Consider the following 21,982-nt stretch of genomic DNA (forward strand, 5'->3'; position numbering starts at 1 on the left):
TTAAACCCCCCCCCCACAGGCGGGGCACCCCGGCCCCCCCCCACTCCGTGTTTACCCCCACCCCCCCCCCGGGGGGGCCACGGGGGGGGGGGGGGGGCCCCCCCCGGGGCCCCCCCCCCCTCGGCGTCGCTCCCGTCAGCGGGTCTTCACGCCGGTGATCCACCGGTTGGCGGCCAGCGCGTCGTCCGGCTCCGGGCGCGGCGCGCGCGGCAGCCCGGCCGCGTGGTCGAACGGCGTGCGGGTGACGGTCGACCAGCCCAGCGCGCCCAGGTGGGCCGCGGTGTCCGGGCGCGGCCCCGGCGCGAACAGCGCCAGCAGGTCGACGCCGATCCGGTCCCGGGCGGCCGCGTACACCGGGTTGGCCCGGACGTTGGCCGCCTCCAGGCCGAGCTTGATCTCGTACGCCAGCGTGGAGCCCGGCGCGCTCAGCTCGTCCAGGTCGCCGGCCAGCCGCAGTTCGGCCTCGGCCGGCAGGTACAGGAACAGGCCCTCGGCGAGCCAGGCGACCGGCTGCCGCGGGTCCAGCCCGGCGTCCGTCAGCGCCTGCGGCCAGGCCTCGCGGAGATCCACCGGGACGGTGCGCCGGCAGGCCGACGGAACGGCCTCCAGATCGTCCAGCACGGCCTGCTTGAAGGCCAGCACCTCGGGCCGGTCCAGCTCCCAGACCGTGGTGCCGGGCGGCCACGGCAGGCGGTGCGCCCGCGAGTCCAGCCCCGCGCCGAGCAGCACCACCTGGCGCACCCCGGCCCGGACGGCCGTCAGCAGGTACGCGTCCAACACCCGGGTGCGGAGCGCGAAGTAGCCCGCCAGCCGGCCCCACAGCGGGTCGCCCGGGGCGACGTCGTCCGGGTGCAGCGGCCAGCCCTCGCAGCCCGGCGCGGCGCGGACGAAGTGTTCGGCGAACGGATCGACGGCCATCGCGTCGGGCCGGCGGGCCTCCAGCGCGCGGGCGTGGGCGACCAGCAGGGCGGTGCGGCCGACGCCGGCGGTGACGCCCGGGTCGGACAGGACGGACACGGTCACGACCGGCCCGCCTCGGTGCGAGCGCCGGCGGCGGCCGACTCCGGGAGGGCGAAGGGCTGTTCGCCGGCCTCCGGGCCCCCGTCGCCGAGGTCGGTGACACGGGCGCCGTAGAGCCGTTCCATGAAGCGCAGGACGTCCCGGTCCGGCAGGTGCAGCGCGGTGGTGCAGTCGCGCAGCACCGTCAGGTGGAAGCCGCGCTGGAACGCGGTGCGGGCCGTGGAGTCCACGCAGACGTCCGTGAACAGGCCGGCGAGCACCAGGTGCCGGACGCCGCGGGCGCGCAGGTACGGCTCGAAGGCGGGGTCGAGGAACGCGTCGAAGCAGGCGTGCTTGGTGAACACCGCCTCGTCCGGCCGGGGCAGGGCGGCGTGGAACTCGGCACCCCAGCTGCCCTCCAGGCACTTGGGCCGCTTGCCGAGCGCGGCGTCGCGCCGCTGCCAGGCCGGCCCCTGGTGGGCCGGGTCGCCGAGGAAGCGGACGAACACCACCTCGACGCCGAGCGCGCGGGCCCGGTCGACGGCGGCGGCGGTGCGCGCGGCGACCGCGGCCAGCCGGGCGGGGTCGCCGGGGAAGCGGGCGGCGGCGACCTCGCCCGCACAGAAGTCGTTCTGCAGGTCGACGACCACCAGGGCGGTCGCCGAGGCGGGGACCGCGGCGGTGGGCGCGGCGTCGGTGCGCGCGGCGGTGCTGCTCGGTGCGGCGGTGCTGGGTGTGGCGGTGGTGCTCATCGGGAGGCCGCCCGATCCGTGCCGGCGGTGACGCGGGCCGCACCCGACCTCGCGGCGGGCACGAACGGCTTTAACGCGACGCCGAGTTCGCCGAGCACCGCGTCCACCACCTCGGTGGTGCCGGCGGTGCCGCCGAGGTCGGGGGTGCGGACGCCGCGGGCCTGGACGGCGGCCAGCGCCGCTTCGACGGCGGCCTCGGCGCCCGGGCAGTCGGCATGGCGTTCGGCGATCCGGGCGGCGGCCCGGACGGTGGCGACCGGGTTGACCACGTCCTTGCCCGCCAGGTCGTCGGCGGAGCCGTGCACCGTCTGGTACTCCGTCAGGCCGTGCAGCTCCGGGTGGAGGTGGACGTTCTCGGTGCAACGATTCTCCTGCCGCTCCGAGCCGTACCGGTCGAGCAGGACCACGTGCATGATGTCGGCCCACTCGTTGCCCGCGACCAGCACGGTGCGGTCCTCGGGGCCGTGGGTGATCAGGTTGCGGTTGACCGTGTCGGGCTGGAACAGCGCGATCCCGATGCCGAGTTCGGCGGCCAGGTCGGCCCGCCAGTCGTCCAGCGCGCCGTCCAGCAGGTGGAACTTGTACGCCATCTGCACCCGGGCCGGGCCCTCGGGCCACAGCTCCCGGGCCCGGCGGACCGCGTAGCGCACCACCTGCTCGGTGACCTCCCGGCTGAACTCCATGGTGCGCACCACCCTGCCGGGGGTGTGCACGTTCTCGCCGGTGTAGAAGCCCTGCGCCTGGTCGCGGACCAGCAGCAGCCGGGCCCCGTCGGCGGACAGCGGCTCGACCTTGACGGCGGCGAGGCGCCGGCGCACCAAGTACAGGGACTGGGCGTTGATCGCGGTGCGGAACACGGCCCGGACGCCGGCCGCGGCCTGGTCGCGGCAGAACTGCTCGTAGTGCGCGGCGTCCAGCGCGGTGAGGCGGGCGATCTCGGCGGTGTCGGCGTACTCGGCGCGCAGCGAGACGTACGAGTGGTAGAGCCGCGGTGACCGCACCAACTCGGCCTCCACCCCGTGCAGTCGGGTGATCCGGTGGAGCACCCGCTCGAAGACGGGGGCGAGGTCCGGGCCGGTGCCGCGGCCTACGGCCAGGGCGATGAGCGGTGCGGTCAAAACGGGCTCCTTCAATGCGGGTGGAGAGGTCAGACCGGATTCGGGACCAGGCGGTCGCCGGCGATGCCGACCTTCTCGGGCGAGTAGTAGTCGCGGATGCCCTGGGCCCACACCTCGACCGTGATCCGGTCGGTGGCGTCCGGCCCGAAGGCGTTGAACAGGGCCTCGATGTTGGGCTTCTCGAAGCCGATCGCGGTCATCAGGGCGAGGAAGCGGGGCCGTTCGATGAGGCCGTCGCCGTCCGGGTCGCCGAGCTTGGCCAGCGCGTCGGCGAACACGGCGGCGGTCGCGCCGAACAGGTCCGGGTTGAGGACGAAGCCGCGGAACTCGGTGGGGGTGACCAACCCGTCACCGTTGACGTCCAGCGTCTTGGCCATGACCTCCCAGTAGTTGCTGATGCTGTCGGCCAACGCCTGCCGGTCGGCCTGCGATGAGTCGTCGGCGACGGCCAGCACGCGCTCGGTCATCAGGTCGAAGTCCTCGGCGTCGAGCACCCCGTTGTCGTTGGCGTCGAACAGGGTGAACACCAGCGCGGCCCGCTGGTAGGCCAGGTGTGGCATGGACGGCCGTCCCTTCCTCGCAGCGGCCCGGCCTCGGACGGCCGGGCCTGCACCCCGGAGACGGGCGGCCGCCCGGCCGGGGCTCCCACTCTCCTCCTTTCACGGGCCCCAAGAGGGCAAAAGTGACCAGTCGTCACCCCGTGGAGTGATGAAATCGACGCGGGTGACCTTGGTCACGCCGGGTCACGTCACCAAATCGGCTGACGCTGCGTCAGATTCGGCCGGGAGCTGCACCGGAGCGGCCGGGGAGTGCCGGGGGTGTGGCCGCGATCACGCCCGGGCGGCCCGGCGGCGGGCAGCGCCGCTGGTCAGCGGGGGGACCGCCGCCCGCCCCGGCGGGCGGCCGAAGCTAGCATGGGGGTCGCCTAGCTCGGCCTACCCTCGAAAGTTGAATTGTGACTGTCAACGACGACGTGTTCACGGACTGGAAGAACCGCGAGGAGCTCGCGGAGTCGATGATCCCGATCATCGGGAGGCTGCACCGCGAGCGGGACGTCACCGTCCTGCTGCACAGCCGCTCCCTGGTGAACAAGTCGGTGGTCAGCATCCTGAAGACCCACCGCTTCGCCCGGCAGATAGCCGGCGAGGAGCTCTCGATCACCGAGACCTTCCCGTTCCTGCAGGCCCTCGCGGCCCTCGACCTCGGCCCGTCCCAGATCGACCTGGGTCTGCTCGCCGCCGCGTACCGTGCGGACGACCGCGGCCTGAGCATCGCCGACTTCACCGCCGAGGCCGTGGCCGGCGCCACCGGCGAGAACAAGCTGGAGCGCCAGGCGCCCCGCGACGTGGTGCTGTACGGCTTCGGCCGGATCGGCCGCCTGCTGGCCCGCCTCCTGGTCGAGAAGGCCGGCGGCCTGCGGCTGCGCGCCATCGTGGTCCGCAGCGGCGGCCCGGACGACCTGGTCAAGCGCGCCTCGCTGCTGCGCCGCGACTCGATCCACGGCCAGTTCCAGGGCACCATCACGGTGGACGAGGACACCAACACGATCGTCGCCAACGGCAACGCGATCCAGGTGATCTACTCGAACGACCCCAGCGAGGTGGACTACACCGCGTACGGGATCGACGACGCGATCCTGATCGACAACACCGGTCGCTGGCGCGACCGCGAGGGCCTGTCCAAGCACCTGCGCCCCGGCATCGCCAAGGTCGTGCTGACCGCCCCGGGCAAGGGCGACGTCCCGAACATCGTGCACGGCGTCAACCACGACACCATCAAGCCGGACGAGCAGATCATCTCCTGCGCGTCCTGCACCACCAACGCGATCGTCCCGCCGCTGAAGGCGATGGAGGACGAGTACGGCGTGCTCCGCGGCCACGTGGAGACCGTCCACTCGTTCACCAACGACCAGAACCTGCTGGACAACTACCACAAGGCCGACCGTCGCGGCCGTTCCGCGCCGCTGAACATGGTGATCACCGAGACCGGCGCCGCCTCCGCCGTCGCGAAGGCGCTGCCGGACCTCAAGGCGAAGATCACCGGCAGCTCGATCCGCGTCCCGGTGCCGGACGTCTCGATCGCCATCCTGAACCTGCAGCTGGCCCGCGAGACCACCCGCGAGGACGTCCTCGACCACCTGCGCGAGGTCTCGCTGACCTCCCCGCTGAAGCGGCAGATCGACTTCATCGACTCGCCCGACGCGGTCTCGTCCGACTTCATCGGCTCCCGCCACGCCTCCATCGTGGACGCGGGCGCGACCAAGGTCGAGGGCGACAACGCGATCCTCTACCTGTGGTACGACAACGAGTTCGGCTACTCCTGCCAGGTCGTCCGGGTCGTCCAGCACGTCTCCGGCGTCGAGTACCCGACCTTCCCGCGGTCGGCCGTCTGACGCGCCCGCCCCGCGGACCCCAGTGGACCCCGTTCGGCCCTTCCGGGCCGGGCGGGGTCCGCTTTTTCGCCTGCGCGCCGGGCCGGGCAGTGCCGCGCCGGCCGTGGCGGGCCGGCTCAGGTCCGGGCGGCGGCGCGCTTCCGGGCGTAGGCGCGGGCGGCGCGGACGCGGTCGCCGCAGCGGGTCGAGCACCAGTGGCGGGCGGCGTGGGTGCGGACGTAGAACCGGCTGCACGGCGCTCCGCCGCAGGCGGCCAGCCGGGCGGCGTCCGGGCCGGTCAGCAACTCGGCGGCGTCGGCGGCGAGTCGGGCCATCGCCTGGACGGCGATCGGGTCGGCCGGGTGGGGGATGGTGCGGTGCAGGCCGCGCTCGGCGTCCCAGTCCAGCAGCGGGGTGGCCGGGGTGGCGGTGAGCGCCCCGTTGAGGACGGCCAACGCGTGGGCGGGGGGCGGCTGTTCGGCGGTGCGGGCGGCGAACAGCTCGCGCACGGCGGTGCGCAGGCCGTGCAGGCGGTCGGTGCACTGCTGGAAGATCCGGCCGTCGGCCGGGGCGAGGCCGTGCCCGATCAGCCAGTCGGTGGCCGCGTCCGGCGAACCCAGCAGGTCGAGCGGGCCGGTGGGCAGGGTGAGCAGCGAGTTGGCGAAGTCCAGCGCGGGGTACTGCTCGGCGCCCGGTGCGGGGGGCTGGGGGGCGGCTGGGCTGGTGGTGGTGCGCTGGCTCATGCTCCTCATGGTAAAGGCTCCGGTTGAGCGTGAGGAGAGGCCCGCGCGCCGCCCCCGATGTCACCCTCACGGAAAAGCTTGCGGTTCTCCGTGATGGACCGTTAGATTTCTCTCACGGCAAACCGCTAACTCTTCCGTGAGGTGTTTCATGACCGCTACGCCCGCCGTCCAGGTCTTCGGCGGCCCCACCGCGCTCATCGAGTACGGCGGCCTGCGCCTGCTCACCGACCCCACCTTCGACGCGCCCGGCGACTACCCGATCAGCGGCGGACGGGTCCTCACCAAGACCCGGCCCGGCGCCGTCGACCCCGCCGCGCTCGGCCCGGTCGACGCGGTCCTGCTCTCCCACGACGAGCACCCCGACAACCTCGACCGCAGCGGCCGCACGTTCCTCGCCGACGTCCCGCTCACCCTCACCACGCGCGGCGGCGCGGAGCGCCTCGGCGGCACCGCGAAGGGCCTCGTCCCCTGGCAGAGCGTCGAGTTGACCCGCCCCGACGGCGGCACGATCACCGTCACCGGCGTCCCCGCCCAGCACGGCCCCGAGGGCTGCGAGCCCATCACCGGGGAGGTGATCGGCTTCGTGCTGACCGGTGACGGCCTGCCCGTGGTCTACGTCTCCGGCGACAACGCCTCGCTGGGCATCGTCGAGATGATCGCCTCGCACTACGCCCCCGTCGACACCGCGGTCCTGTTCGCCGGCGGCGCCCGCACCGGCCTCTTCGACAACGACCTGCTCACCCTCGACAGCGCCCGCGCCGCCGAGGCGGCCCGGATCCTCGGGGCCCGCCGCGTCGTCCCCGTCCACTTCGACAGCTGGGCGCACTTCACCGAGGGCCGCGAGCCCCTCCTCGCCGCCTTCGCCGCCGCGGGCCTCGCCGACGTCCTCGACCTGGCCTGACGGCCCCCGCCCCGCCCCGGCCGACTCCCGGCCGGGGCGGGGCCGTCCGCGCGCCCGCGCGCTCCTCGGGCCGCCGGCGGGGCCGCGTTCGGCCTGGTCGGGGTGTGGGTCGGCGGTGCCAGAATGTGGCGGGTCGGGCGGCGCGGGGCGAGGAGGCGCGGGTGGCGGGGCGGACCGGGCGGCGGGCCAGGGAGGTCGTGGGGCGCGCGGAGCGGCTGCGGGAGGCCGCGCGCGGGGTGGTGGCGGAGCGGGCCGCCGCGGTGGCGGCCGTGGTGGACGCGCACGCGCGGATCTTCCGGGGTTCGGTGCGGGCCGAGCTGGAGGCGATACCGGTCGAGCGCCTCAAGGAGGTCACGGAGGGGCGGCTGCAGACCGGGGTGCTCGCGGCGGCCGGGTACCGGACGGTCGCCCAGGTGTGCGGGGCGAGCGCCCAGGAACTGGTCCGGATCCCGGGGATCGGCGGGCCGACGGCCGGTCAACTGGTCGGCGCCGCCCGGCAGATCGCCGAGGCGGTGGAGCGCAGCACGGCGGTGCGGATCGACCCCTCCAGGCCGGATGCCGGGACCACCGAACTGCTGGCCGCCCTGCACCGCCTGGTGCTGGCCGGGCCGGCCGCCCGCCGGGCGGCCGGAGAGGCCGAGCAGGTCGACGCCCTGCTGGCGGAGCCGCTGGAGGCGGCGCGCCCCGCCCGCGGCCTGCTGAGGGGGCTGCTGGCCGGCTCCCGGCGGCGTGAACTCGCCCAGCAGGCCGTCGAGTTGCTGGAGCAGCGGCTGGCGGCGGCGGAGGCCGACGGACTGCCGCTGCGGCTCGCGCAGGCCGGGGCCGACCTGCTGCGGCCGGACGCCGGCGAGGTGGAGGTCCGGGTCGAGTTCGAGCACCGGTCCGCCGAGTTCTACGCCGAGCTGGCGCTGCTCGCCGAGGACGGCCGGCTCACCGGCGTCGACCGGGGCGGACCGGGCGCCGCCGAGGGCCACCTGCCGGACGCGCTGGCGGAACTGGTCCGCGCCGAGCCGCTGGACGACCGCGGCTGCACCGTCTCGCTGCGCGGCTACCAGGCGTTCGGGGCGCGGTTCGCGCTGGCCCGCAAGCGGGTGATGATCGGCGACGAGATGGGCCTCGGCAAGACCGTGCAGGCGCTCGCCGTCCTGGCCCACCTGGCCGCGGCGGGCCGGCGGCACTTCCTGGTGGTCTGCCCGGCGTCCGTCCTCGTCAACTGGCAGCGGGAGACGGCGGGCCGGACCACGCTGCGGGCCCACCGGTACCACGGCCCGGCCAAGGAGGCCGCCCGCGCGCAGTGGCTCGCGGACGGCGGCGTCCTGGTCGCCACCTACGAGTCGCTGCGCACCCTGCCGGCGGACCCGGTCGCCGCGCTGGTGGTGGACGAGGCGCACTTCGTCAAGAACCCGGCGGCGCTGCGCACCCGGCTGGTCGGCGAGTGGGCCGGGCGCACCGAGTACGTGCTGTTCCTGACGGGCACGCCGATGGAGAACCGGGTGGAGGAGTTCCGCACCCTGATCGGCCACCTCCAGCCCGACCTGCTGCCCGACCTGCCGGCCGGCCTCGGGGTGGCGGGGCCGGTGGCCTTCCGCAAGGCCGTCGCCCCCGCGTACCTGCGGCGCAACCAGCAGGACGTGCTGACCGAACTGCCGGACGTGGTGCGGGTGGACGAGTGGGACGAGCTCTCCGGGCCGGACCGGGCCGCGTACGCGGCGGCGGTCGCCGAGGGCAACTTCATGGCGATGCGGCGCGCCGCGTACGCCGCGCCCGCGCACTCGGCGAAGCTGCGGCGGCTGCGCGAACTGGTCGCGGAGGCGGCCGAGAGCGGGCACAAGGTGGTGGTGTTCTCGTACTTCCGGGAGGTGCTGGCCACCGTCCGGGACGCGCTCGGCGAGGCGGTGAAGGGCACCGTCTCCGGGGCGCTGCCGGCGGACGCCCGGCAGGAGCTGGTGGACGCGTTCACGGCCGCGGACGGCCACGCGGTGCTGCTCTGCCAGATCCAGGCCGGCGGGCTCGGGCTCAACCTGCAGGCCGCGAACGTGGTGGTGCTGTGCGAGCCGCAGCTGAAGCCGACCCTGGAGGACCAGGCGGTGGCCCGGGCCCAGCGGATGGGCCAGATCCGCCGGGTCCGGGTGCACCGGCTGCTGGCCACCGACAGCCTGGACCGCGGCCTGGTGGAGCTGCTGCGCGGCAAGGCCGAGCTGTTCGACAGCTACGCCCGGCGCAGCGACCTCGCCGAGTCGGCCCCCGAGGCGGTGGACATCTCCGACCGGGCGCTCGCCGTGCGGATCGTCGAGGACGAGCAACTGCGGCTGGCCGCAAAGGAGTAGGGGTCACAGCCGGACCAGCATCTTGCCGGTGTTCGCGCCGCCGAGCACGCCGAGGAAGGCCTCCACGGTGCGGTCGAAGCCGTCCAGCACGGTCTCCGGGGAGACCACCCGGCCGGAGCGCAGGTGCGGGGCGAGCAGCTCGTACAGCTCCTCCTGGGCGTCCATGTGGTGGCGGACCAGGAAGCCCTCCAGTCGGATGCTGCGGCCGACCAGTTCGAACAGGTTGTGCGGGGCGGCCGGTGGCGTGGTGGCGTACTGGGCGATCGCGCCGCACCAGGCGATCCGGCCGAAGTCGCGCATCGAGCCGATCGCGGCGGCCAGGTGGTCGCCGCCGACGTTGTCCAGGTAGACGTCGATGCCGTCGGGGGCGGCCGCGGCCAGCAGGTCGGCCACCGGGCCGTCGTGGTAGTCGAACGCGGCGTCGAAGCCGAGCCGTTCGGTGAGGAAGGCGGTCTTCGCGGCGGAGCCGGCCGAGCCGATCACCCGGCGGGCGCCGAGCAGCCGGGCGAGCTGGCCGGCGGCGGTGCCGACGCCGCCGGCCGCCGCGGAGACGAACAGGTCCTCGCCGGGCGCGAGCCGGGCGATCCGGGTCAGGCCGACGTACGCGGACAGGCCGGTGCCGCCGAGGACGCCCAGGAAGGCGCTGAGCGGGACGCCGGGCAGGTCGGGCAGCACCCGCACCTCCTCGGGCCGCAGTACGGCGTGGGTGCGCCAGCCGTGACGGTGGATCACTTTCGTGCCGACCGGCAGCGCGGCGCTGCGCGACTCCACCACCCGCCCCACCGCCCGGCCCTCCAGCGGGGCGTTCAGCCGGTACCCGCCCTCGCCGCCCTCCATCGAGCCGAGCATGTACGGGTCGACGGACAGGTAGGCGTTCTCCACCAGTGCGCTGCCTTCCGTCAGCGGCGGCAACTCGTCGGCCACGAAGGCGAACTGCTCGGCGGTCGGCAGTCCTGTCGGACGGGCGACCTGGTGGACGGCCCGGGCGGTGCGGGTGGCGGTGCGGGACATGGCGGAACACTCCGATGCGGGTAGGGGGACCGGCCCGCGGAACTGGGGGCGGGCCGACGTGTTCCACGCTAGGCAGCGGGGCGGCGGCCGGGCAGGGGCCGCCGTCGATGGCTGCGGCCGATCCATGAGCACCGTTCATGGCAGGCGGTGCATCCGACTGCGGGCCGGACCGTCGGCGGTGAGCCCGCCGCCGATCCGGGCGGTGAGCGCCGTCCGCGGCCCGGCGGGCGTCCTCTACGCTGCCCGGGTGGCAGACGATCTCCTTCCGCAGGAGCTGCGGATCCTGGTGGCGGTGGCCGACAGCGGCGGCTTCACGGCCGCCGCCGAGCGGCTCGGGCTGACCCAGTCCGCGGTGTCGCACGCCGTGCGCGGCTGCGAACGCAAGCTCGGCGCGGTGCTGTTCGAGCGCGGGCGGCGCGGGGCGGTGCCGACGGCGGCGGGCGAGCGGGTGGCCGGGCACGCCCGGCGGATCCTGCGGCTGCTGGCGGCGCTGCCCGCCGAGGCCCGGCCGGAGGAGCCGGGCGGGCCGCGCGGACCGGTCCGGATCGTGGCGTTCCGCAGCGCGGCCGGCCGGGTGCTGCCCGCGGTGCTGGCCCGACTGGCCGAGACCTGCCCCGAGTTGGAGCCCCAGGTGCGGGTGGTCCGGGACCTCGGCCGCGGCACCGCCGGCGAGGTCGCCGCCGGCCGCGCCGACCTGGCGCTGGCCACGCTCGGCGCGGCGATCCCGCCGGGCCTGGTCGCCGTGCCGCTGTACCGGGAGGACTACGCGCTCGCCCACCAGCAGGGCCACCCCGACCCGCGCAGCCTGCCGCTGGTCGACTGGGACGAGAACTGCGGCTCCTACACGGCCGACTGGTGGCGCCGGCAGGACTGGATCCCGTCCGCGACCATCAACGTCTCCGACGACACGGTGGTGCTCTCGCTCGCCGCCCAGGGACTCGGCATGGCGATCATGCCGATGCTCAGCCTGGACCGGCTGCCCGACGGGCTCACCGTCACCGACCTCGGCCCGGACCGCCCGTCCCGCCAGGTCGGCTACGTCACCACCCCGGAACTGGCCCGGACCGCCGCCGTGCGGGCCGTCGTCCGGGAGTTGCGCGCCGCCCCGCTGCCGGCCGGCGCCAGCGCGGTGCGGACGGGCGGGGAGGGGAGGTCCCGCCGCCCGTAGCGGGGGCGCCCGGCCCGGGAGAGAAGGTGGGCCGGGTGGGCGGCGGGACTGGAGTGACGAACCCCACGAACGAGTCTGCGGGGCCGCGCTCACGTTCCACTAACGTCCCGCTGACGTGCGGGAACAGGGCCGGAATGTGGTTGACTTGACGGGTAGTCGAAGGCCGGGGGAGGGTACGCCGGGGCGGCACGCCGGGCGGCCCGGGAAGGCGACGGGGGGAGCGATGAGAGCGCTCGCCGAGGTACGGGACGATCCGCTGACGGACGACGGGCTGCTGCTGCGCAGGCCGCGCCCCACGGACGCGCCGCTGGTGCTCCGCGGCACCCACGACCCGCTGGTGCGCGAGTTCCTGCAGGCGGTGATCCCGCACCAGGACGAGGCCGCCGCCGAACGCTGGCTGACCGAGATCCCGCCGATGCTCTGGCAGTCCGGCCGCGCCGCGTACTTCGCCGTCGAGCAGCTCGCACCGCCCGGCGACGACCGGGCCGACGGGACGGCACCGGACCCCGACGCCCCCGCCGGAGCGGCCGTCGGCTGGGCCGAGCTGGTCAACCTCGACCCGGTGCAGGAGAGCGCCGAGGTCGCGGTCTGGCTGCTGCCCGAACACCGCCGGCTGCGCACCGCGAAGAGCGCGATGCGGCTGGTGTGCCGGTTCGGGTTCGAGCGCCTCGGCCTGCGCCGGATCGACGCCTTCGCCGCCGCCGACAACATGCCCAGCCAGCTGACCGGCGCCGCGATCGGCTTCCGCCGGGCCGGCTACCGTCCCGCGCTGTTCCGCAGCTCCCGCACCCAGCGGCTGCACGACGCCGTGTACGCGACGCTCGTGCCGGAAGACCTCTGCTGATCCACCGGGGCCCCGACACCCCGCACCTGAACCAGGAGTGACGACATGTCAGAAAGCAGCCTCCGGCTGGAGGACGGCACGCTCGGCGAACTGCTGATCACCCCCGAGGGGTTCCGCGCCGTCCGCGGCGGGCAGGAGCGCACCGGCCGGGTCGACACCGCGCTGATCGTCCGGGTCCTGACCGCCCTCGGCGACGCCCCCGCCCCGGTGCCGGGCGCGCCCGCCCCCGCGGTCGGCCGCCGGCTGACCGTGACCGGCCTGAACGGCCGTCAGGACCGGCAGTGGACCGACGGCACCGACACGCCCGTACCGGCCGCCGCCGCCCCGTTCGCGGCCCTGCTGGCCCAGGTGTTCGGCGAGCCCGGCGCGCCCGCCGCGCTGCCCGGCGCGGTCGCCCTCGGCCACCCGGCCGCGCACGGCGCCCGCAGCGCCGCCGCCGTCGGCACCGTCGGCGGCCGGGCCGCCTACGCGCTGGTCGAGGAGGACGGCTCGTTCGGCCTGACCGCGCTCGACGACGCCGCCCCGCTCGGCGGCTCCGACGCCGACGCGGGCCTCGCCCCGTCCGCGGTCGCCCTCGGCGAGGCCGGCGGCCGCTCGCTGTTCGCCGTCGGCGGCACCGACGGCTCCGTGCAGGTGTGGGACGCCACCACCGGCCAGGTGGTGCACGGCACCACCGGCGGCGAAGGCGCCCAGGCCGTCGCCGCGCTGGTCTGCCGGGACGTCCCGGTGGCGTTCTCGGCCGGCCAGGGCGGCGACCTGCGGGCCGTCCGCGCCGACGACGGCCGGGTGCTCGGCAACCTGCCCACCGGCGGCCACGGCGCGACCGTGCTGCGCGCCGCGCACTGCGCCGGCATCGACCTGCTGGCCGCGGCCGCCGCCGACGGCACCGTCCGGGTCTGGGACGCCGGCACCGGCGAGCAGCTCCACCTGCTGGTCGGCCACCGCGGCGAGGTCCGTGCGATGGCCGTCCTCGCCATCGAGGACCAGGCCGTGCTGGCCACCGCCGGCCACGACCGCCAGGTCCGGATCTGGGACCTCGCCACCGGCCAGCTCCTCGCCGACCTGCCCGGCCACACCGGCACCGTCACCGGCCTCGCCTTCACCACCCTCGACGAGCGCCCGGTGCTGGCCTCCTGCGCCCTCGACGGCACCGTGCGCACCTGGGACGTGTACGACGGCCGCGCCCTGCACGGCTGGCCGGCCGGCAGCTGGCTCACCTCGCTGGCCGCCGCCGACGGCGTCCTGTACACCGGCGACGAGACCGGCCGGATCACCGCCTGGGACGCCGCCACCGGCCGCGCCCGCACCGACGCCGCTCCGGCCGGCCGCCCCGGCACCCCGCTCACCGCGCTCGCCGCCGGCGCCCTGCACGGCCGCCCGGTGCTCGCCGCGGGCTTCGGCGACGGCACGCTCGCCACCTGGGACGCCCCGACGGGCCGTCAGCTCCTCCAACTCGCCGCCGACGGCGGCCCCGTGCACACCCTCGACCTGACCGCCGACGGCCCCGACGGCCCGCTGCTGGTCTGCGGCACCACCGCCGGCGCCGTCCGCAGCCACCGCCTCGCCGACGGCACCGCCCACCCGCTGCCCGTCCCGCACGCCGGGGCGGTCACCGGCCTCGCCTTCACCACCGGCGAACAGCCGCTGCTCGCCTCGGCCGGCCGCGACGGCACCATCGCCGTCCGTTCCGCCGCCACCGGCGACGACAACCGCCGCTTCGTCACCGGCCACGGCCCGATCACCGCCCTGGCCGCCGTCGTCACCGGCGGCCAGCCGATCCTGGCCACCGCCGGCGAGGACCTCAAGGTGCGGATGTGGCACGCCGGCAGCGGCGCCGCCGGGCCGGTCTGCGAGGGACTCGACCGGCCCGCCGAGGTGCTGTCGTTCGCCGAGGTCGGCGGCCGACCGGTGCTGATCGCCGGCTCCGCCGACGGCACCGTGCTGGTCTGGGACGTCCAGAACGGCAGCCGCACCGCCCAGTTGACCGGCGGCGGCGCGGCCGTCCGCGCCGTGGTCGGCCGCGAGTTCGACGGCGAGGCGCTGCTCGCCGCCGGCGACTCCGCCGGCACCCTGCGGCTGTGGCACCTGGGCAGCGCCACGCTGCTCAACGAGGCCGCGCTGGACGGCACCCCGCTGGCCATCGAACTCGACGAGGCCGGCCTGCGGATCGTCACCCCGACCGGCGCCGTCACCCTCTGACGACCAGCCCGCCGACGGCGGCCCGCGGGCACTCCGCCCGCCGGGCCGCCCCGCCCCACCCGACGGCCCGTCAGCAGGGGCTGACTGTCGTCACCGGATAACGACCGGGTAACCTCCGTCACCGAACACGCAACACGGTGGGGGTTACTGCGGTGAAGTTCAGGCTGCTGGGTGCCGTCTCGGCGGAGAACACCGCCGGCGACGACATGCGACTCGGACCCGAGAAGCGGCGAAGCGTCCTCGCCCTGCTGCTGCTGCGCCGCAACCGGGCCGTCTCGGTCGCCCAGTTGATCGAGGCACTGTGGGTCGCCGAGCCGCCCGCCAACGCCCGCACCGTCGTGCAGAGCCACATATCCCGGCTGCGCGCCCTGCTCAGCGAGCAGGGCGCCACCGGGTGCGGCGTCCAGCTCGCCACCGCCGGCGACGCCTACACCCTGCACCTGCCCGAAGGGCAGCTGGACGTCGAGCAGTTCGACACCCTGGTGGCCGCCGCCCGGGCCGAGGCGCGCTCCGTGGACGTCGTCGACGCGCTGGAGCACGCCCTCGCGCTGTGGCGCGGCCCCGCCCTCACCGGCACCGTCGCCAGCCCGCCGCTGGAGGCCTGGCGGCAGACCCTGGAGGAGAACCGGCTCGCCGCCGTCGAAGCGCTCGCCGAGCACTACCAGCGGCTCGGCGAACCCGCCCGCGCCGCCGAACTGCTGCGCGCCGAGACGGTCGCGCACCCGCTGCGCGAGTCGCTGGTCTCCGCGCTGATGCTCGCGCTGTTCCGGGCCGGCCGGCAGTGCGACGCCCTCGACTGGTACCACCGCACCCGCGAATCGCTCGCCGACCGGCTCGGCGTCGACCCCGGCCGGGCACTGAACGCCGCCTACGAGCGGATCCTGCGCGGCGAACCCGCCGACCAGTCGGCCCCGCCCCCGCCCGCCCCCGCCCCCGCGCCCGCTCCCGCCGCGGTCGCCCCGTCGTCCCCGCCGCCGTCGGCCCCCGCCCCGTCGACCGCCGTCGCCTGGGCAGTGCCCGGCCCCGCCGGGCCGCCCGCGATCGAGAACCTGCCGGCCGTCGACCTGCTGCCCCGCGCCCCGCGCGGCTTCCACGGCCGAGAAGCCGAACTCGCCACCCTGGCCGACGCGGTGCGCGGCGGCCCCGACGGCGCGATCGCCCTGATCACCGGCCCGGCCGGGGTCGGCAAGACCGCCCTCGCCCTGCACTGGGCGCACCGCAACGCCGGCCGCTTCCCCGACGGCCTGCTCTTCGCCGACCTCGGCGGCTTCAGCGACCGCCCCGACCGCGACCTGGACGAGGTGATCGCCGAGTTCCTCGCCGCCCTCGGCGTCGCCCGCGAGGACCTCCCCGCCGGCACCGCCGCCCGCGCCGCGCTGTACCGGCGGATCACCACCGGCCGGCGGCTGCTGGTCGTCGTCGACAACGCCCGCGACACCGCCCAGGTCCGGCCGCTGCTGCCGGCCGGCACCGACTCGGTGGCCGTGGTCACCAGCCGGCACCGGATGCTCGGCCTGGTCGCCGCCGAACTCGCCCGACCGCTGCCGCTGTCCGTGCTCGGCACCGCCGAGTCCACCGCGCTGCTCGCCCGGGTGCTCGGACCGGCCCGGGTCGCCGCCGAGGCCGACGCCGCCCGCGAACTCGCCCGGCTCTGCGACGGCCTGCCGCTGGCCCTGCGGATCGCCGCCGCCAAGATCTCCGCCGACCCGCGGCGCGGCCTCGGCGCGATCACCGAACAGCTCCGCCACGAACAGCGCAGGCTCGGCCACCTCGCCGCCGAGGAGATCAGCGTGGCCAGCGCGCTGCGCGTCTCCTACGAGCAACTCCCGCCCGTCCCGGCCCGGTTGTTCCGGGCCCTGGGCTTCCACCCCGGCCCGGTGGTCGACGCCTACACCGCCGCCGCCCTCGGCGACCTCGAACCGGCCGCCGCCGCCGAGGCGCTGGAGCAACTCGCCGCCACCCACCTGGTCACCGAGACCGACGGCGACCGCTACACCCTGCACGACCTGGTATGGCTGTACGCCCGCGAACTCGGCAGCCGCACCGAGCCCACCGCACAGCGCCTGGCCCGGGAACGGCTCGCCGACCAGTACCTGTACACCGGCCTGGCCGCCGCGCAGGCCGCCGAGCCCGGCAGCAAGCCCTGCTGCGAACCCCCGGCGGGCAGTCACCGGCCGCGCGCCGTCACCGAGTTCGCCACCGCCGACGACGCCATCCGCTGGCTCGGCGCGCACCGCGAGACCCTCGCCCAGGTGATCGCCACCGCCTCCCCGGACCGGGTCTGGCGACTCGTCCTCACCCAGTGGCCGCTGATCCTGCGCCGCCTGCGCGACGGCTGGGTGTCCCAGTTGGAACACGCCCTGGACGCCGCCCTGGAGTGCGGCGACCTGAACGGCGAGAGCCAGGTGCGGGCGATGCTCGGCTGGGTGCTGGTCTCCAACCGCCGTCTGCCCGAGGCCGTCACCTGCCTGGCCCCGGCCGCCGAACTCGCCGCCCGGGCCGGCAACCAGGTCGGCCGCGCCGTCGCCCTGGTCAACCTGGCCGCCGTACAGGCCGAACTCGGCGACACCGCCGCGGCCGGCAGCAACCTCACCCAGGCCCTGGAGATCGCCCTCGCCATCGGCCACACCCACACCGTCACCCTCGCCCTCCAGCACCTGGCCCGTCACCTGCTGGACACCGGCCGGCCCGCCCAGGCCATCGAACGCTCGCTGCACGGGCTGGAGTTGATGGCCGAACAGGTTCCGTCCTCGCGCCGGGTCCTGCTGCACACCACCTGCGGCGAGGCACTCTCCGCGCTCGGCCGGCACGGAGAGGCCCGCAGCCGGCTGACGGCGGCCCTCGCCGAGGCCGAGCAGATCGGCCACGACGAGGCCACCGCCGAGGTGCTCGGCGCCCTCGCCGCCGCGGAGGACGCCGCCGGCCTGGCCACCTCCGCCTCCGCCCACCGCCGGCGCGCGGAGGAGCTCGGGCCGCACTGAGCCCGCGCCGACCACCCGGGCGGCGCCGGTCACCGGGGCGGCCACGAGGCGGTCCGGAGCCGATCCCGAGCCGGCCGTTCGTGCCCGCGAACCCGGTCTGCGTATACGCACGTTCGGCTCCTGGCAAGGGCGACGGCGACGCGTTAGTGAGGCGCAAGCGGAAGGCAAACGGCGAAAGCCAGGATGATCGGGTGCGGCAGCCGCGGGTGCGCGGGACTGCCCGTGGCACCGCTCGCCCCAGAGGGCCTCGTTCACCCGGTCGCCCGGATCCCTGCAACGCGCCGTCCCCGGCCCGCACTTGTCGCGGAGCAGTCATGGGGAGAGGGCGGAAGACGGATGGCCGGCGACGGCGTGAACATCGACCTGGACGAGGTCCAGGCGGCAGCCAAGACGATCGGGGCCCTGCTGGACGAACTCCAGGGCCCGTTCGCCCAGTTGGAAGCCCGGATCAACATGGTCGAGGACTCGGTCTACGGGACTGACCTGCTGGGCAAGTCGCTGACCGGCGGCAGCTCCTCGGTCGGCGGCTTCAACAAGCACCAGAAGGACGTGCTGGCCGGCATCAAGCTGCTGCTCAGCAACGCCACCACCATGGGCGCCAACCTCAGCACCATGGCCGCCCGCCACCAGGCCAACGACGAGGACCACGCCAGCACGCTGAGCCGGATCACCACCGGCGAGGGCGCCCCGCTCACCCCGCTGACGCCCTCCACGCCGGCCGGCTCGCCGACGCCCACCCCGGCGCCGAACCCCGCACCCGCCCCGGCGCCCGCACCCGCGCCGACCCCGGCACCGGACGCCGGCGGCTACCACACCCAGGACGGGCCGTCGCTGGACTACAACAAGCCGAAGCCCCCGCCGGAGCCGCACACCGGCGGCGGCGGTCCCGGCCGCAACCTGATCTGACCACCGACGCACCCCCGCACCACGGCGGCTGATCCGGTGTCAGCCGCCGACGCACCCACCATCCGAGAGAGCTTCCCGCCATGATCGAGCTGCCGGCCGACCTCGCCGAAGTACTCAAGACCGTGCAGAAGAACGAGAACGGCAAGGACATCTCGTTCCCCGACGGCAACGAGGACCTGATCAGCGACCTCGCCGCCGCGTGGGACAAGTGGAACCAGATCGCGGACACCCACATCCGCGGCATCGCCCAGGCCGCCCAGCGCGCCATGTCCTGCATGTCCGGCGCCGCCGCCGACAGTTTCGCCCAGTACCTGCAGAAGTTCGCGGGCGGCGACGCCTCGCACGTGGCCACCACCGTCAAGGCCGGTACCGACATCGCCCGCAGCCTGCACGGCGCGCACCAGGCGATGATCGACACCAAGAACGAGATGATCCGCGAACTCGACTACGCCAAGACGTACATGGCGCAGAACCCGGCGGGCAAGAAGGACGACATCGCCAACTCCGAGGGCATCAAGCAGGCCGCCACCCTCTACCACCAGTACGTCAGCGGCGTCAGCTCGCAGGTCGACGGCATGCTGCGCAACAACGCCAACCAGATCGCCGACATGAACGGCATCGGCAAGACCTGCACCCTCAACGGCGGGGCCGGAGGCGGCGGCGGGGCCGGCGGCGGCAGCGGACTGCCCGGCAACCTCGACGGTGCGGGCGGCCTCCCCGGCGGCCTGGACGGAGCCGGCGGCGACGGTGCGGGCGGCGCCGGTGGCGGTGCGGGCGGTGGCGCCGGCGGCGGGGCCGGTGGCGGTGCGGGCGGTTCCGGCGGTGGCGCCGGCGGCCACGGCCCGAAGACGCCCAGCATCCTGAAGCCGCTGACGCCCCCGACGATCCCGGACATCACCTCCGGCCACGGCGCCGGCAACCCGCCGACCTTCACCCCCCTCCCGCTCAGCCCGAAGAACTCGCTCAACCTGGCCGGCCTCTCCGACCTCGGCTCCACCGGCACCGGCCTGGGCGTCGGCGGCTCCGCGCTCGGCGGCGCCGGCGGCGGCGGACTGTCCGCGTTCGGCGGCGGCGGTGGCGGCGGTCTCGGGGGCGGCGGCCTCGGCGGGGCGTTCGGCGGCGCGGGCGGGATGAGCGCCGGCTCCTTCGGCAGTGCGATGGGCGCGATGGGCCGGGCCGGCGGTGCACTCGCCGGCGGCGGCGCGGGCACCGGCGGGCGGACCGGCGGTGCGGGCAGCGGCATGCGCTCCGGCGGCGCGGCCGGTGCGGGCGCTCGGGGCGCGGCCGGCATGGGCGGCGCGGCCGGTGCCCACGGCGGCGGCATGGGCGGCGCGGGCGGACGCGGCGGCAAGGGCGAGAAGAAGGGCGCCAACCGCTTCCTCGGACCCACCCGCTTCGGACCCGAAGGCGCGGAAGAAGGAGAGGCGCTGCTGCACGACAGCGGCATCCTCGGCCAGGCCGGCGAGGTCGACCCGCGCGACCGCAACTGGCAGCGGGCCCGCCGCCGTTGGCTGGACGACGCGCGCGCCGAGGGCGTCCTCACCGCGCCCGAGCCGGAACCGGTCGCGGCCGAGACCGCTGCGGCCCCCGCCAGCGAACAGGCCGTCCTCAACCAGCTCGCGGGCGTCCTGCTCGGCACCCCCGCGCCCGGTGAGGGCGAAGCGGCCGGGACGGCGACGACCGGTACCGAGACGGCCGCCGCGACGGTGGGCGAGACGGTGACGGCACGTCAGGAGAGCGTCGCCGCGACGTCGACCGGGGCGTCCGGCACGTCCGGCACGGCCGGCTCCGCCGGGGCGGCGGACGGCTCGAAGTCCGGCTCGGACGAGGACTACCTGGAGCGGGCGCGGAGCGCAGCCGCCCGGCGGGGCCACGGCGAGACCGCGGCCACACCGGCTGCTGCCGCAGCAGCACCGGCTGCCGCCGCAGCGGCGCTCAAGCCGGCCCCGATCCGGGAGGAGGGCGGCTACCAGGTCCCCAGCCCCTTCCTGCGCGCCGCACTCACCCGCCTCGCCGCACCCGCTGCGGACTGACCGCCGCGCCACCCGCTCCGCGCCGATCCGCACTCCCTAAGGAACACCCATGAGCAACGACGTGCCCTGGTTCGCCATCGACCCCGACGTCGAACCCGCGCACACCATGCGCATCCCCGCCGGGGAGCGGATCGGCGTGGAAGCCCCCACCTTCGGCGAGGCCGCACAGGTGGGGTGGGTGGAGCCGGATGTGATTCCGGCTCAGCGGTTCGATGGCGGTGGTGCGCCGTTCTCGGAGGCTGCACAGGTGGGGTGGGTGGAGCCGGATGTGATTCCGGCTCAGCGGTTCGATGGCGGCAGTGCGCCGTTCTCGGAGGCTGCGCGGGTGGGGTGGGTGGAGCCGGATGTGATTCCGGCTCAGCGGTTCGATGGCGGCAGTGCGCCGTTCTCGGAGGCTGCGCGGGTGGGGTTCGCGCCGGACGAGATGCCTGCTCAGCGGATGGACGGCGGTGGTTCGCCGTTCTCGGAGGCTGCACAGGTGGGGTGGGTGGAGCCGGATGTGATTTCGGCTCAGCGGTTCGATGGCGGCAGTGCGCCGTTCTCGGAGGCTGCGCGGATGGGGTTCGCCCCGGACGAGATGCCTGCGTACCGGGTGGGCACGACCCTTGGCGAGCCGATGGAGTCGGGGCGTTTGAGGGCGTTCGAGGGTGTGCCGCTCGGTGACACGGTTCCGGCGATGCCCGCCGAGTCGGGACGGATGCGGGCGTTCGAGGGTGAGTCGATCCCGGCGATGCCTGCGGAGTCCGCGCGTTTGAGGGCGTCGGAGGGTGTGCCGCTGGGTGACACGGTTCCGGCGATGCCCGCGGAGAGCGCGCGTTTGAGGGCGTCGGAGGGTGTGCCGCTGGGTGACACGGTTCCGGCGATGCCTGCGGAGAGCGCGCGTTTGAGGGCGTCGGAGGGTGTGCCGCTGGGTGACACGGTTCCGGCGATGCCTGCGGAGAGCGCGCGTTTGAAGGCGTCGGAGGGTGTGCCACTGGGCGACACGATTCCGGCGATGCCCGCCGAGGCGGGGCAGCTGAAGTCGCGTGGTGTGCCGTCGGGGGAGGGGGTGCCGGCTGACGGGACGGTCGCGGCGGTGCCCAAGTCGGGGACTCCGCTCGGGGAGATGACGCCGCGGAAGGCGACCGAGGCGGGGTCGCGGACGGGTGCGGCCAACGGCACCAAGGCGGGCTCGGACTCGGGTGGCGGCAATGCCGGGCAGGGGTTCGTGGTGAGCCCCGAGCAGTACAAGGCGGCGGTGTCGCCGGTGCGCGCGGCGGCGGAGCAGATCGCCTCGCTGGCCTCCTCGATGTCGTCGTACCTGCCCTCGTTGGAGAGTCAGAACCCGTGGGGCAACGACGAGTCGGGCAAGCAGTTCGCCGAGGGTGAGAAGGGCTACCTGACCTACAGCCACAACACCCTCAAGACGCTCCAGAGCCTCGTGAAGGAGGTCGGCGGCATCGCCGACGGTCTGCAGCGGATGGGCGAGAACTACGAGGCCGCGGAAGAGGGCACCACGACGTCCTTCACCGGCATGGACGGCAGCCAGGCTCCGATGCCGCCCTCGCCCGGTACCGCGCCGACCGTGCCGACGCACGTCCGCCCGATGTTCACCCCCGGCACCACCGGCTCGACTGGAAGGCACTGACC

Annotated in this window: 16 protein-coding genes; 10 read left to right on the forward strand and 6 right to left on the reverse strand. The window is 75.4% G+C overall.

Annotated elements, in window-relative coordinates; translation table 11 throughout:
* Positions 1–135: 135 nt before the first annotated feature.
* The 4 genes from ACFV1L_RS09540 to ACFV1L_RS09555 are packed head-to-tail and all read right to left on the reverse strand — an operon-like array spanning position 136 to position 3,429.
* Positions 136–1,023 (reverse strand): SAM-dependent methyltransferase, encoded by an 888-nt coding sequence (locus ACFV1L_RS09540; RefSeq protein WP_380364478.1) that lies wholly within the window; start codon positions 1,021–1,023, stop codon positions 136–138.
* Positions 1,020–1,751, reverse strand: coding sequence for a cysteine hydrolase family protein (locus ACFV1L_RS09545; RefSeq protein WP_380364479.1), 732 nt, complete (start codon positions 1,749–1,751; stop codon positions 1,020–1,022). The genes ACFV1L_RS09540 and ACFV1L_RS09545 overlap by 4 nt, the downstream gene beginning before the upstream one ends.
* Complete coding sequence (locus ACFV1L_RS09550) at positions 1,748–2,869, reverse strand: isocitrate/isopropylmalate family dehydrogenase (RefSeq protein WP_380364481.1); 1,122 nt, start codon at positions 2,867–2,869, stop codon at positions 1,748–1,750. Before ACFV1L_RS09550 ends, ACFV1L_RS09545 begins: the two co-directional genes overlap by 4 nt.
* Positions 2,870–2,898: 29 nt before the next feature.
* Entirely contained in the window at positions 2,899–3,429 is a 531-nt protein-coding gene (locus ACFV1L_RS09555; RefSeq protein WP_380364482.1) for an EF-hand domain-containing protein, read from the reverse strand.
* Between the two features lie 395 nt (positions 3,430–3,824).
* Between ACFV1L_RS09555 and ACFV1L_RS09560 the strand changes: the two genes are divergently transcribed.
* Positions 3,825–5,261: a glyceraldehyde-3-phosphate dehydrogenase gene (locus ACFV1L_RS09560; protein ID WP_380364484.1), complete on the forward strand. Its 1,437-nt coding sequence runs from the start codon at positions 3,825–3,827 to the stop codon at positions 5,259–5,261.
* 116 nt (positions 5,262–5,377) lie between these two features.
* On the opposite strand, the gene ACFV1L_RS09565 is transcribed toward ACFV1L_RS09560, so the two are convergent.
* On the reverse strand, positions 5,378–5,983 hold the full coding sequence (locus ACFV1L_RS09565) for a CGNR zinc finger domain-containing protein (protein WP_380364486.1): 606 nt from the start codon (positions 5,981–5,983) through the stop codon (positions 5,378–5,380).
* A 148-nt stretch (positions 5,984–6,131) separates the two neighbouring features.
* On the opposite strand from ACFV1L_RS09565, the gene ACFV1L_RS09570 reads away from it, so the two are divergent.
* Together ACFV1L_RS09570 and ACFV1L_RS09575 are read left to right on the forward strand one after the other, a co-directional pair.
* Complete coding sequence (locus ACFV1L_RS09570; protein WP_380364488.1) at positions 6,132–6,884, forward strand: MBL fold metallo-hydrolase; 753 nt, start codon at positions 6,132–6,134, stop codon at positions 6,882–6,884.
* Positions 6,885–7,045: 161 nt separating this feature from the next.
* The gene (locus ACFV1L_RS09575) at positions 7,046–9,211 is read left to right on the forward strand and encodes a DEAD/DEAH box helicase (protein ID WP_380364490.1); all 2,166 of its coding nucleotides are present in this window, start codon (positions 7,046–7,048) and stop codon (positions 9,209–9,211) included.
* A 3-nt stretch (positions 9,212–9,214) separates the two neighbouring features.
* Here ACFV1L_RS09575 and ACFV1L_RS09580 read toward each other — a convergent pair whose 3' ends face one another.
* A complete protein-coding gene (locus ACFV1L_RS09580; RefSeq protein WP_380364492.1) occupies positions 9,215–10,222 on the reverse strand; it encodes an NADP-dependent oxidoreductase in 1,008 nt (335 codons plus the stop codon).
* A gap of 247 nt (positions 10,223–10,469) precedes the next feature.
* Between ACFV1L_RS09580 and ACFV1L_RS09585 the strand changes: the two genes are divergently transcribed.
* The 7 genes from ACFV1L_RS09585 (at position 10,470) to ACFV1L_RS09615 (ending at position 21,980) form a co-directional block, all read left to right on the forward strand.
* A complete protein-coding gene (locus tag ACFV1L_RS09585) occupies positions 10,470–11,390 on the forward strand; it encodes a LysR family transcriptional regulator (RefSeq protein WP_380364494.1) in 921 nt (306 codons plus the stop codon).
* A gap of 223 nt (positions 11,391–11,613) precedes the next feature.
* Positions 11,614–12,234, forward strand: coding sequence for a GNAT family N-acetyltransferase (locus ACFV1L_RS09590; RefSeq protein WP_380364496.1), 621 nt, complete (start codon positions 11,614–11,616; stop codon positions 12,232–12,234).
* 45 nt (positions 12,235–12,279) lie between these two features.
* Entirely contained in the window at positions 12,280–14,433 is a 2,154-nt protein-coding gene (locus tag ACFV1L_RS09595; protein ID WP_380364498.1) for a WD40 repeat domain-containing protein, read from the forward strand.
* 152 nt (positions 14,434–14,585) lie between these two features.
* Positions 14,586–17,414, forward strand: a complete 2,829-nt coding sequence (locus tag ACFV1L_RS09600; protein WP_380364500.1) for a BTAD domain-containing putative transcriptional regulator — start codon at positions 14,586–14,588, stop codon at positions 17,412–17,414.
* Positions 17,415–17,750: 336 nt separating this feature from the next.
* Positions 17,751–18,320, forward strand: a complete 570-nt coding sequence (locus tag ACFV1L_RS09605) for a WXG100 family type VII secretion target (RefSeq protein WP_380364502.1) — start codon at positions 17,751–17,753, stop codon at positions 18,318–18,320.
* An 80-nt stretch (positions 18,321–18,400) separates the two neighbouring features.
* Entirely contained in the window at positions 18,401–20,353 is a 1,953-nt protein-coding gene (locus ACFV1L_RS09610; protein WP_380364504.1) for a hypothetical protein, read from the forward strand.
* Between the two features lie 49 nt (positions 20,354–20,402).
* Positions 20,403–21,980, forward strand: a complete 1,578-nt coding sequence (locus ACFV1L_RS09615; protein WP_380364506.1) for a WXG100 family type VII secretion target — start codon at positions 20,403–20,405, stop codon at positions 21,978–21,980.
* Positions 21,981–21,982 lie beyond the last annotated feature (2 nt).

It is taken from the genome of Kitasatospora sp. NPDC059646 (assembly GCF_042734615.1).
In the GTDB taxonomy this organism is placed as follows: Bacteria; Actinomycetota; Actinomycetes; order Streptomycetales; family Streptomycetaceae; genus Kitasatospora.